The sequence below is a fragment of the Pseudomonas sp. S07E 245 genome (genome assembly GCF_019599025.1).
Classification (GTDB): domain Bacteria; phylum Pseudomonadota; class Gammaproteobacteria; order Pseudomonadales; family Pseudomonadaceae; genus Aquipseudomonas; species Aquipseudomonas shirazensis.
Genome location: NZ_CP080625.1, coordinates 1,973,105 through 1,983,225 on the forward strand (window position 1 = coordinate 1,973,105; position 10,121 = coordinate 1,983,225).

The window sequence follows — 10,121 nt, forward strand, 5'->3', positions numbered from 1 at the left end:
CTCAGAAGGCTAAAAGATAACGAGTTGCAACTGTCAACGAAATTAGACCAAGCAGAATTGGCAATGCAACCTCAACGACCACCACCCTGAAGCCTTGCAAGTCCATCAAACCTTTGTACCAAGAGTCGAAGCGCTCTAAAGACACTTCAATTCTTGGACTGAGGACAACTTCCCTGCTGGTTTGTATCTCGCTGCGAAGATTCATTAAATTAGAATTTACCTGCCCCATCAATTGAGAAGTGGCAATATCGTCCGGGGTACCTTTGATTTCATCCGGACTACCTAGTCTATATTTAATCTCATCTAAATCACTGCTAAGTTTATCTGCAAGCTCGCCTAAAGAGTGAAGCCTGCGCGCGTAGGACTTCCACCAGTTTGCTAAGCTAGACTGTTTCGGATCATCCGGATAATCCACATGCGCGCTGCCTGCGCGTGCGCCTGTTTGGAACGCAACTTTAGCGCCAGTCATACGCACCCGATACTCACCTAAAAGCTCTACGACATAAAAGAGAAAGTGCGCCAGCGAATACGCTAGAACGATCATCGCGCCTATCACTATCTTATCGGCAGTAACACCTTTGAAAGCCAATCCAAAAATAGTGAAGGTGTCACTTGGTTCAATCTTGGCTATCACCAAACACAACAGTGCGACTGAAGCCGCCATTAGACTTTTACGCACCTTTGCGGCTGGTTCGGATATATCAAACCCAGCAGGCTTACCAAGCGCCTCCGCAACGGCAGCAAGCTCCTTCTCTCGTTGATCCACCTTGCGCCCCCTCAGGCTAGTAGTTCACAACTTGTCATGCATCAGCTGACTGCACAGATACCACGACCACTCACCTGCTGTAACCCCTCTCCCCTCTATTCACTGCCGCGATATGGCGGCCAAGGACGAAGTCATGCCTGTAGAAAACCAAGCATCCAAATTCGCACTCGATGGAAGCCAGCCGGCCCGGGCTGCCCTCGCCTGCTACCAGGTCGGCGACTGTGATTGGGTGGCGGCCACCAGCGAAGACGAGGCGCGCCGCATCCTGGCTGAAATGAATGGGGATGATCCATCTGAATACGCCGACTGGGACGTTGAGCTGACGAGCGACAGGATGCTCGACCAGCAGTGGGTCGACGAAGATCCGCCACACGCTGAGTGCGGCTGCCTTCGCCAGTGGCTGGCAGAGGCCACCGAGCCCTGCTACCTGATGGGCACGGAGGGCTGACGATGACCCGCCTCGTCCTCTGCCTCCTGCTGCTGGCCACCGGCGCCAGCGCAGAACAACTGACCGACGACATCGTGGTGGTGCACGACCAGAAGCGCGGCGCCACCTGCTGGGTGCCGTACAACGGCTATGGCACACCGCAGGCGATTTTCTGCATCCCCGACAGCCAGCTGCAGGCCGGCAACGAGCGCCAGCTCTCCCCGCACGAAAAAGATTCAGGACCTACACCCGCACTGGCGCCTGGGCGCTGGATTGATGAGAGGTATGAGCTGTGAAAGCACTGTCAATCAAGCAGCCATGGGCCTGGCTGATCATCCACGGTGGCAAGGATATCGAGAACCGCACCTGGCACACGAACCTGCGCGGTCGCTTCCTGGTGCACGCATCCAAGGGCATGACCAAAGCCGAGTACTTCGAAGCGCTTGAGGTCGTGGTGCGCTCAACCGACGCCGAAACGCTGCGCTCGCTGCCCATGATGGAAGATCTGCAGCGCGGGGGCATCGTCGGTTCGGTTGAGCTGGTCGATAGCGTCGATACCAGCATCTCGCCTTGGTACATGGGTGAAAAAGGGTTCGTGCTGCGCGACCCGAGGCCGCTGCCGTTCATCCAGATGAAGGGACGCCTTGGATTTTTTGACGTGCCTGCGGATGCCGTATGCACCTGCCCATCCGGCGACGGCTCACTGCGCTGGCCGTGCCCGGTTCATCCTCCAGAGGAGTAGCAACCATGATCGAGCAATTCACCCTCCACGAACTAGAAGCGGCGCTGAAAGGCCGCGCCATTCCCGGCGACCTGCGCTGCGGCGAATCCATCGCCCAGTACCTGCACCGCGAGATCCAGAGCCTGGCAAAAGAGCGCGACAACCTCCGCGAAGACCGCGATGCCATGCTCGAAGCCGGCGCCCACCTGCTGTAACCCCTCCCCCTACTACTCAAGCCCGCCGACGTGCCGACCAGAAGTGCGTCACGGCCAGCAGTACACCAGGTATGGCCATGCCAAGGCCGCTGTAGATGAATGCAGGCTGCTCTGTCATCAGCCCACTGAAAGCGAACCCGGCACCAGTTGGTATCAAAGTGACTGCTGCATAGCCCCACGGCTTTCTAGTTTCCTTGGCCATATCGTTTCTCCTATTGAAACCCGATTAAATCACACGAGCCCGCCGACATGCGCGGGCGAGGATAACCTGTGCCTGAGAATACTGAATACAGCATGTCGCCGGATGATGCGCTGATCATCGCCGGCATTGGCCAGCACGGCCTGAGCATGCGCCGAACGATGATTCAAGCCGTAGTGGATCAGCACGGAACCGCGAGGCTAGCAGAGATGTTCGCCCAGTTCATCGGCATGGCCAATTCTGTCGCAGCTAACTGCGCCGAGATGAGCGACACCGTGCTCATCAATGAATGCGGCGTCCACCCCGACAAGTTCGACAGCGTGAACCTGCCGACCATCTTCGGTGCCTGCCAAGGCGTCCAGATCGCTGGTAAGTGCGATCCCGCTGGGGCGTGTCATGGCTGCGCTTACCGGCTTGGCTCCATCGCAAATCAGTCGCCCATCACCACCAGCGACGCCGAGTTCATGGCGCATGACCGCAAGGGTTTCATGTGCCACGCCGACCTCGATGAGCACGGCGAGCCCCTTCGCGTATGCGTGGGCCACGCAAAAGCAGCCCGGGCATCCGGCTGACCACCAACCTGCCGCCACCGGCGGCGTGGAGACCATCCCATGGAAAACGAACAAAGAGAGCCGATTGCCTGGGCGTCGGACAAGGTGCCCGAGGACCGCATGGCGGAGCTGGTAGGCACCACCAAGCGAGCGCTGGAAGGCAAGCGATGCCGCGGCGTCATCCCCGAAGGGGTCTGGAAAAAGGTCGACGGCCGGATTTTCTACAGCATCAGGAGATATGAAGCGTGGCTGGAAGGAGAATGGGGTTACCCACTGGAGTCGAGTTCATCGGCAACGCCGTCCGCATCCGTTTTATGGTCAACGGCGAACGGCGATCAGAAACGCTCGCATATCCCCAAACTGCCAAGGGGATCAAAGCGGCAGCCGATCTACGCGCTCAAGTAGTCAGCCTGGCCAAGCATGGCGTGCTGGACGAAAAGCGCTATGCCGAGCTGTTCCCGGGTTCAAGCTACAACGCGACAGTCAGCGAGATTTCATTCGGGGAGTACGCGCAAAGCTGGCTCAACAGCTTGGAGGTCGTGCACGACACGCGGGTCAATTACAAAGGGATTATGAACAACTACTGGATGCCGCATCTAGCGAGACTGCCTATCAAGGCAGTTACGCCGATGGTGCTGAGGGAGGTGGTCGCTAGGACCGAGTGGAAGAGTTCGACCGTCAAGCGCGCCGCGATCGCCCGGGTCAAGGCAATGTTTCGAGCGGCGGTCTATGACGAAGTTGTGGACAGGAACCCAGCTGCCGCGATCCAGCTGCCGCAGAAGACGCGCAAGCAAGTGGATCCGTTCACGGTCGAAGAGGCGGACACGCTCATCGAGTGGATGTATGCCAACTTCTCCAGGTGCAATCAGGTCTTCGCCGCTTTCTACGAGTTTGCGTTCTACACCGGGATGCGCACGGGCGAGATCATGGCCCTGAGGTGGGACGAGGTCGACATGGATAAAAAGACCGCCCACGTCTGCCGAATCGTGGTCGAGAACCAGGTGATGGAGCGGACCAAGACCAAATACACCCGCACGGTGATGCTCAACAGCAGGGCACTGGCCGCGCTCACGAAGGCAAGGAAGATCGCCGATGACAGGGAGACGCAGACGCGGCGCGTGTCCACGGTTTCGCCATACGTCTTCCAGCCGTCCGGTCGATCACCGTTCATGAAAGGGCCTGACACGCCTGGAGTCCACTTCAATGAAGCGATCGCTGGGCGGCAGGTAAGGCCTCGACCGCAGTACAATTGCAGGCACACATACGCCACCATGTGCCTCATGTCAGGCATGAACCCGGCCTTTATTGCAGGGCAGCTCGGGCACTCTGTTCAGGTGCTGCTGACCACCTATGCGAAGTGGTTGAATTCGGCCAATGATTGGTCGGAACTGGCGAAGCTTGAAATGTGCGTAATTGGTACAGAATTGGTACAGGATTAAAATTCGTTCACCTTGCGCCCTTTAGTCATAAGGCATTCGACACGCTTTCGGCCATACTCCACAATGCAGCGGTTTTTTGGGGAAAACCCTGCAAAGCCAACGACATACCTCCTTTTAGTGAGCCTCAACGTGAAAACTTCTCTGTCCATCCTCAGCCTGCTGCTGTTGCTCACTGGAACTTCGACCCTCGCAACTAGCGCTGCCGCTGCGCCGCCGCCGAGCCAGACTCAGCGCGATCCGGCCAAACTGCACCTGGCCTCGGGCAGCGCGCTGCTGATCGACCTCAACAGCAACAAGGAGCTGTACGCAAGCCATGCCGACCGGGTGGTGCCGATTGCCTCGGTGACCAAACTGATGACGGCCATGGTAGTGCTTGACGCGAAACTGCCTATGGACGAGCAGTTGACCATGACCATCGCCAACAACCCGGAAATGAAGGGTGTGTACTCGCGGGTACGCCTGGGTAGCCAGCTCGATCGTCGCGAGACCTTGCTGATCACTTTGATGTCGTCGGAAAACCGCGCAGCCAACAGCCTCGCCAACCACTACCCAGGCGGCTATGGTGCCTTTATCAAGGCCATGAACGCCAAGGCGCGCAGCCTCGGCATGAGCCATACCCGCTATGTCGAGCCTACAGGCCTGTCGACGCTGAACGTGTCGACCGCACGCGACCTTGGCAAGCTGCTGTTGGCATCGCGCAAGTACCCGTTGTTGAGCGACTTGTCGACCACTCGCGAAAAGACCGTGGCGTTTCGCAAGCCTAACTACACGCTGGGCTTTCGCAACACCGACCATCTGGTCAACAAGAGCAACTGGGACATCAAGCTGACCAAGACCGGCTTTACCAATGAAGCAGGGCACTGCCTGGTGCTGCTGACCCGGATGGACAACCGCCCCGTGGCGATGGTGATTCTGGATGCCTTCGGCAAGTACACCCACTTCGCCGACGCCAGTCGCATGCGCCAGTGGCTGGAAACCGGTGCGGCCAAACCTGCACCGGCCGTGGCCATGCAGTACAAAGCGGAGCGACGCAAGGTCGTTGCCGACTGAGCCTGACGCTCCAGGGCGACGCCAGGCCAACCGCCGGGCGTCGTCTCAGGCCTGGGTATTGACCGTACCGCCGGCGCTGCTGTCACCGGTCTTGGTCAGGGCTTCGAGCAACTGCGCGGTCGCCGCCATGACCTGGCCAGTCAGCGTGCTGACGCTGGCTTGCTTGGCGGTAATCAAAGCGATCATGGCACCATCATCTGTGTCTTTAGCCATCATCTCGGCCAATTGCTTCTGCTCTTCGGCGAGCTGCTTTTGCAGTTGCTTGATCAGTTCGCGCAGTTGCTTGATGTGCGGCGGCTCGCTGCTGTCCGAGCCGCTATCTGCTTGTGCCGCCTTGGCGCCGCCAGCGACTTTTGAAAGGTCGACAGGCATGGCGCCGCCCTTCTCGACCTGCTCGACGTCATCACGCTGATTGGTTTTGCCGGCGACTTGCGCCGAAGCAGCGCCAGCGATCGGGATGCCTGTAACTGTAACCATGTTCCGTACCTGCCCTGAAGTGGTCCTTGCGTTGACCAGGCTATCGGCCGCGCGCAGCAGATCTTGAAGTGGGCAGCACCTGCGCTGCAGGCTGGCTAAATTCCCTCAAAGCTGGCTCGTTCCAAAATGTGTAGAAGGCGCAGGGGCCAAACTCCGGCGCGCCTGTTCATTCGAACTTCAGGGAACGCAGCCATGAGCCAGACCCCAGAAACAGTCAAAGATTTGATCGGCGTGGGTTTCGGCCCTTCCAACCTGGCCTTGGCCATCGCCCTCGAAGAACTCGCCCAGAGCCAGGGCCATGCCCTGGACGCCCTGTTCATCGACAAGCAGCAAGACTACCGCTGGCACGGCGATACGCTGGCCACTCAGAGCGAGTTGCAGATTTCCTTCCTCAAGGACCTGGTGTCGCTGCGCACCCCTACCAGCCCGTACAGCTTCGTCAACTACCTGCACCAGAAGCAGCGCCTGGCCGACTTCATCAACCTCGGCACCTTTTACCCGTGCCGGTTGGAGTACAACGACTACCTGCGCTGGGCCGCCGAGCATTTTGCCGACCAGGCCGTGTACGGCGAAGAAGTACTGCGCATCGAACCAGAACTGCACGCTGGCCGGGTCGAGCACCTGCGGCTGGTCTCGCGCGACGGTCAGGGCCGTGAGTACAGCCGGCGCACGCGTTCGGTAGTAATTGGTAGCGGCGGCACGCCGAAAATCCCGGAGAAATTCGCCGGGTTCAAGGACGACAAGCGCGTCTTCCACCACTCCCGCTACATCAGCGGCCTGGCCAAGCTACCCTGCGCCGAAGGCAAGCCGATGCGTATCGCGGTGATCGGTTCCGGGCAAAGTGCGGCCGAGGCCTTTATCGACCTCAACGACAGCTACCCGTCGGTCAAGGTCGACATGATCCTGCGTGCCACTGCGCTCAAGCCTGCCGATGACAGTCCCTTCGTCAACGAGATCTTTGCCCCCGACTACACCGACCTCGTCTACAACGAGCCTGCCGAACTGCGCAGCAAGCTGATCGGCGAGTACCACAACACCAACTATTCTGTGGTCGACCTCGACCTGATCGACCGCATCTACGGCATCCTCTACCGGCAGAAGGTCTCCCACCAGTATCGCCACAACGTACTGTGCCGGCGCAACGTGGATGCGGTCGTAGCCACTGCCGATGGCATCGAGCTGACCCTGCGCGACCTCGCCACCGGCCAGCAACAGACTCACCGCTATGACGCGGTGATCCTCGCCACCGGCTACGAACGCCGCTCGCACCGAGAACTGCTGGCGCCGCTGCAGGGCTACCTGGACGACTTCAGTGCCGATCGCAACTATCGAGTCCTGGCCAGCCCGGACATGCACGCCTCGGTGTACCTGCAAGGCTTCTGCGAAACCACTCATGGCCTGAGCGATACGTTGCTGTCGGTGCTGCCCGCCCGTGCCGCGGAAATCGGCCAGGCGCTCTATCAGGACCTCGCCCAGCGCTGCGCCCGCCCGGCGGTAATGGCCGCCGCGAGCAACGCCTGAGGGTACAGGACGCCTTCTGAAATATCTGGTTGCATTTAAAAAGGCAGGATTTTCATTCTCATTCGTCTTTATTAATGCAGCCTTACACGGTTGAGCATGCGCTCGACCCTTATTTTCAGAAGATGACCGATGGCCCAACCTACGAAAAAGTCCAAGTCCAAGCTGTGGTTCCTCGTCCACAGCTGGCTCGCCCTGCCGATCTGGTTCTTTGTCCTGATCGTCTGCTTCACCGGCATGCTGGCCGTAGTCAGCCAGGAGATCGTCTGGCTGGCCAACTCTGACGTGCGCGCGAGCAAACCCAGCGACGGCGCCGAGCGGCTGAGCTTTCAGCAGATCATCGACGCCCTGCACAAGGCCGAGCCGGACATGGCCGTGCGCATGCTGGTGCAGCCTGAGGGTTCGCACTTTGCCCTCGCCGCCAGCGTCACCAACCCGGATGGCACCACGCCAACCCTGTACGTCAACCCGTACACCGGGGTGATCCAGGGCAAGGCGCCGGACTTCAACTTCGAAGCCTTCACCCGTGCCCTGCACGGCTGGTGGCTGGTGCCGTTCACCAATGGCTACAGCTGGGGCTGGTACCTGGTGTCGCTGCTCGGCCTGCCAATGCTGGCCTCGCTGGTGACCGGCCTGGTGGTGTACAAAAAATTCTGGCGCGGCTTTTTCAAGCCGGTGCGCAGCGGCCACGGCTCGCGGATCTTCTGGGGTGACGTACACCGGCTGGCGGGGGTCTGGTCGATCTGGTTCATCACGGTCATTTCGATTACCGGCATCTGGTTCCTGATCCAGGCCATTCTCGGTGACAACCATATAACCATCTCCAGCGAGCCGATCGTGCCGGTGATTGCCCGCGAAGACGTGCCGCTGACTGCCGACGGCAGCCCGGCACCGCGGATCGACCTGGATGCAGCGGCGCGCATCGCCACCGAGGCCATTCCCGGCCTTGAGATCACCTTCATCAGCCTGCCCAGCACGGCCTACAGCCATGTCGAAATGGGTGGCCGCGGCTGGTACCCGCTGATGTTCCAGACCGCATCGGTCAACCCCTACACCAGCAATGTCGACAGCAAGTTCCTACTCGAAGACCGCTCCGCGCTGGAGTTCGTCACCGAGTCGATGCGTCCACTGCACACCGGCGACTTCGGCGGCCTGGCGATCAAGCTGATCTGGTTCTTCTTCGGCCTGGTATTGACCCTGATGGTACTCAGCGGGCTGTTGATCTGGACCAAGCGCACCGCCCAGGCCACCGCCGCAGCGCTCAAGCGCACCGATCGAGTCGCGCGTGCGCAACCGGCACGCAGTGAAACTTCAGTGGAGGCGCAGCCATGAGCAAGGCGCAAGCAGTACCGGTGAGCCTGCTCAAGCAGTTCTGGCTGAAGTGGCGATTCCACATCAACATCCTGCTGATCCTGATCCCGCTGGGGTTCATGCCCAAGTACTTCGCCGACGCGGCCATGTTCCGCGGCGACAGTGGTTTGGGCGCCAATCAGGTCAGCGACATTCAGGTAGGCCCGTACACGCTCGACCTGGCCGAGCTGCGCGACGAAGCGCCCAGGGCGGATGGCCCGGCGGGTCATTTCAAACTGTTCAACGCAGCCCTGTGCAAAGCCTGCACCACGGAGGTTAAAGCGGTCTACCTGCGTATCGGCAAGCCGCGCAGCCTGCGCGCTGCGGGGACGATTTTCTTCGGGGCACCCTACCGCATGATCACTTCGCTGCCGGTACCGCCGCGCACACGGTCTGACGCACAGGTCTGGATCACTATCGAAGGCTGGGACGGCAGCATGCACCAGGCATCCGTCCCCCTGGCCCAGGCCTCACCGGCAACCGTGGCCTGGCTCGAGAAACAAGGAGGCACCAAATGAAACACCTGACTCGCAGGCTGGCCCTGCCAATTCTGCTGCTCTGCGCGGGCCCTGCCTTGGCGCACAATCCGATGTGCGAGTGCGCACCGGTTGATGCCGAGCAGATCAAATGCACCGGTGGCTTCTCCGATGGCAGCGGCGCACCCGGCGTGACCCTGGACGTGATCGGCTACGACGAGCAGGTGCTGGTTGGCAGCAAGCTGGGAGACGACTCGACGCTGACCTTCAAGCGCCCCGACGGTGAATTCTACGTGCTGTTCGACGCCGGCCCCGGGCACGTCGTTGAAATCGACCATGCCGATATAGGCGAGCCATGAGCCGCGCCCAGGTGATCCGCCCGGCCGGTGCCGGGCATGAGACGCTATATGTACTGCTGACAGCCCTGCTGATCCTGGCGCTGGCCGCCACGGTGGTAACGCTGCGCGGCGAGCGTGAGGACGAAGTCAGCATCGAGAGCCACCAGATCGACGCTCGTCGCGACCTGACAGCGGCCGAACAAGGGGTATTCACAGACCTGTTGGTGGCGTTCGACGAGATCCGCCAGTTGCGCGAAGAGACCGGTTCCATGCCTGAAGTGGCCAGCCTCGCCGAGGAAGGCCTGCCGCCGTTTGTCAGCGATGCCAGCAGCGTCAGCCGCGGTGGCCATCAATGGCAGTGGGTGGCTGCCGGCGCCTATCTGGGACGCAGCCAGGACAGCGCGGTCGCCGGCAGCTTCCTGCTGATCGTGCCCGCGCAGGCGGATGAACGGGCCGATGTCTGGCTGCGCCGCGACACCGCAGCCGTGATCCCGGACGACCTGCAGCCGGTGGCCCTGATCGCCGCTGGCTGGCAGCAAGTGGTCAGCCATTACGACGCCGGGGTTACCCGTCAACACCGTCACTGAATCCAAG

Annotated in this window: 16 protein-coding genes; 13 read left to right on the forward strand and 3 right to left on the reverse strand. The window is 60.4% G+C overall.

The genetic code is table 11. The annotated features are described in order from the left end of the window. Window position 1 precedes the first annotated feature (1 nt). Entirely contained in the window at window positions 2-766 is a 765-nt protein-coding gene (locus K3F44_RS08965; RefSeq protein ID WP_220633839.1) for a hypothetical protein, read from the reverse strand. Between the two features lie 133 nt (window positions 767-899). Here K3F44_RS08965 and K3F44_RS08970 point away from each other — a divergent pair, with 133 nt between their 5' ends. The 4 genes from K3F44_RS08970 to K3F44_RS08985 are packed head-to-tail and all read left to right on the forward strand — an operon-like array spanning window position 900 to window position 2,129. Then, a complete protein-coding gene (locus tag K3F44_RS08970; protein ID WP_220633840.1) occupies window positions 900-1,214 on the forward strand; it encodes a hypothetical protein in 315 nt (104 codons plus the stop codon). A gap of 2 nt (window positions 1,215-1,216) precedes the next feature. Continuing rightward, entirely contained in the window at window positions 1,217-1,489 is a 273-nt protein-coding gene (locus tag K3F44_RS08975; RefSeq protein ID WP_220633841.1) for a hypothetical protein, read from the forward strand. Continuing rightward, on the forward strand, window positions 1,486-1,935 hold the full coding sequence (locus K3F44_RS08980; protein WP_220633842.1) for an ASCH domain-containing protein: 450 nt from the start codon (window positions 1,486-1,488) through the stop codon (window positions 1,933-1,935). The genes K3F44_RS08975 and K3F44_RS08980 overlap by 4 nt, the downstream gene beginning before the upstream one ends. A 5-nt stretch (window positions 1,936-1,940) precedes the next feature. Continuing rightward, window positions 1,941-2,129, forward strand: coding sequence for a hypothetical protein (locus K3F44_RS08985; protein ID WP_220633843.1), 189 nt, complete (start codon window positions 1,941-1,943; stop codon window positions 2,127-2,129). Between the two features lie 16 nt (window positions 2,130-2,145). Here K3F44_RS08985 and K3F44_RS08990 read toward each other — a convergent pair whose 3' ends face one another. Further along, window positions 2,146-2,331 (reverse strand): hypothetical protein, encoded by a 186-nt coding sequence (locus tag K3F44_RS08990; RefSeq protein ID WP_150568856.1) that lies wholly within the window; start codon window positions 2,329-2,331, stop codon window positions 2,146-2,148. Window positions 2,332-2,399: 68 nt separating this feature from the next. Between K3F44_RS08990 and K3F44_RS08995 the strand changes: the two genes are divergently transcribed. From K3F44_RS08995 to pbpG, 4 genes are all read left to right on the forward strand, one after another. Next, window positions 2,400-2,900 carry a hypothetical protein gene (locus tag K3F44_RS08995; RefSeq protein ID WP_220633844.1) on the forward strand — a complete coding sequence of 167 codons (501 nt, stop codon included), beginning with the start codon at window positions 2,400-2,402 and terminating at the stop codon, window positions 2,898-2,900. A 39-nt stretch (window positions 2,901-2,939) separates the two neighbouring features. Then, window positions 2,940-3,284, forward strand: a complete 345-nt coding sequence (locus K3F44_RS24810) for a hypothetical protein (protein ID WP_224785494.1) — start codon at window positions 2,940-2,942, stop codon at window positions 3,282-3,284. Beyond that, a complete protein-coding gene (locus K3F44_RS09000; RefSeq protein ID WP_259407049.1) occupies window positions 3,194-4,318 on the forward strand; it encodes a site-specific integrase in 1,125 nt (374 codons plus the stop codon). Before K3F44_RS24810 ends, K3F44_RS09000 begins: the two co-directional genes overlap by 91 nt. A 129-nt stretch (window positions 4,319-4,447) precedes the next feature. Beyond that, window positions 4,448-5,368 (forward strand): D-alanyl-D-alanine endopeptidase, encoded by a 921-nt coding sequence (gene pbpG / locus K3F44_RS09005; protein WP_259073147.1) that lies wholly within the window; start codon window positions 4,448-4,450, stop codon window positions 5,366-5,368. 45 nt (window positions 5,369-5,413) lie between these two features. Here pbpG and K3F44_RS09010 read toward each other — a convergent pair whose 3' ends face one another. Further along, window positions 5,414-5,845, reverse strand: a complete 432-nt coding sequence (locus K3F44_RS09010; RefSeq protein ID WP_220633847.1) for a hypothetical protein — start codon at window positions 5,843-5,845, stop codon at window positions 5,414-5,416. A gap of 192 nt (window positions 5,846-6,037) precedes the next feature. Here K3F44_RS09010 and K3F44_RS09015 point away from each other — a divergent pair, with 192 nt between their 5' ends. The 5 genes from K3F44_RS09015 to K3F44_RS09035 all read left to right on the forward strand — a co-directional run bounded on the left by K3F44_RS09015 (window position 6,038) and on the right by K3F44_RS09035 (window position 10,114). Further along, entirely contained in the window at window positions 6,038-7,366 is a 1,329-nt protein-coding gene (locus K3F44_RS09015) for a lysine N(6)-hydroxylase/L-ornithine N(5)-oxygenase family protein (RefSeq protein WP_101320271.1), read from the forward strand. A gap of 129 nt (window positions 7,367-7,495) precedes the next feature. Then, the gene (locus K3F44_RS09020; protein ID WP_150571784.1) at window positions 7,496-8,695 is read left to right on the forward strand and encodes a PepSY domain-containing protein; all 1,200 of its coding nucleotides are present in this window, start codon (window positions 7,496-7,498) and stop codon (window positions 8,693-8,695) included. Then, the gene (locus K3F44_RS09025; protein ID WP_220633848.1) at window positions 8,692-9,231 is read left to right on the forward strand and encodes a thiamine pyrophosphate-binding protein; all 540 of its coding nucleotides are present in this window, start codon (window positions 8,692-8,694) and stop codon (window positions 9,229-9,231) included. The genes K3F44_RS09020 and K3F44_RS09025 overlap by 4 nt, the downstream gene beginning before the upstream one ends. Further along, complete coding sequence (locus K3F44_RS09030; protein WP_101320278.1) at window positions 9,228-9,548, forward strand: hypothetical protein; 321 nt, start codon at window positions 9,228-9,230, stop codon at window positions 9,546-9,548. Before K3F44_RS09025 ends, K3F44_RS09030 begins: the two co-directional genes overlap by 4 nt. After that, window positions 9,545-10,114, forward strand: coding sequence for a DUF6162 family protein (locus K3F44_RS09035; protein ID WP_220633849.1), 570 nt, complete (start codon window positions 9,545-9,547; stop codon window positions 10,112-10,114). Before K3F44_RS09030 ends, K3F44_RS09035 begins: the two co-directional genes overlap by 4 nt. The last annotated feature ends 7 nt before the right edge of the window (window positions 10,115-10,121 follow it).

Bases quoted from the DNA above. Each gene is read 5' to 3' on its own strand.
- K3F44_RS09015 (WP_101320271.1), top strand. From the start codon at position 6,038: ATGAGCCAGACCCCAGAAACAGTCAAAGATTTGATCGGCGTGGGTTTC.
- K3F44_RS09010 (WP_220633847.1), bottom strand. From the start codon at position 5,845: ATGGTTACAGTTACAGGCATCCCGATCGCTGGCGCTGCTTCGGCGCAA.
- K3F44_RS24810 (WP_224785494.1), top strand. From the start codon at position 2,940: ATGGAAAACGAACAAAGAGAGCCGATTGCCTGGGCGTCGGACAAGGTG.
- K3F44_RS09000 (WP_259407049.1), top strand. From the start codon at position 3,194: ATGGTCAACGGCGAACGGCGATCAGAAACGCTCGCATATCCCCAAACT.
- K3F44_RS08975 (WP_220633841.1), top strand. From the start codon at position 1,217: ATGACCCGCCTCGTCCTCTGCCTCCTGCTGCTGGCCACCGGCGCCAGC.
- K3F44_RS09035 (WP_220633849.1), top strand. From the start codon at position 9,545: ATGAGCCGCGCCCAGGTGATCCGCCCGGCCGGTGCCGGGCATGAGACG.
- K3F44_RS09025 (WP_220633848.1), top strand. From the start codon at position 8,692: ATGAGCAAGGCGCAAGCAGTACCGGTGAGCCTGCTCAAGCAGTTCTGG.
- K3F44_RS09020 (WP_150571784.1), top strand. From the start codon at position 7,496: ATGGCCCAACCTACGAAAAAGTCCAAGTCCAAGCTGTGGTTCCTCGTC.
- K3F44_RS08970 (WP_220633840.1), top strand. From the start codon at position 900: ATGCCTGTAGAAAACCAAGCATCCAAATTCGCACTCGATGGAAGCCAG.
- K3F44_RS09030 (WP_101320278.1), top strand. From the start codon at position 9,228: ATGAAACACCTGACTCGCAGGCTGGCCCTGCCAATTCTGCTGCTCTGC.
- K3F44_RS08990 (WP_150568856.1), bottom strand. From the start codon at position 2,331: ATGGCCAAGGAAACTAGAAAGCCGTGGGGCTATGCAGCAGTCACTTTG.
- K3F44_RS08985 (WP_220633843.1), top strand. From the start codon at position 1,941: ATGATCGAGCAATTCACCCTCCACGAACTAGAAGCGGCGCTGAAAGGC.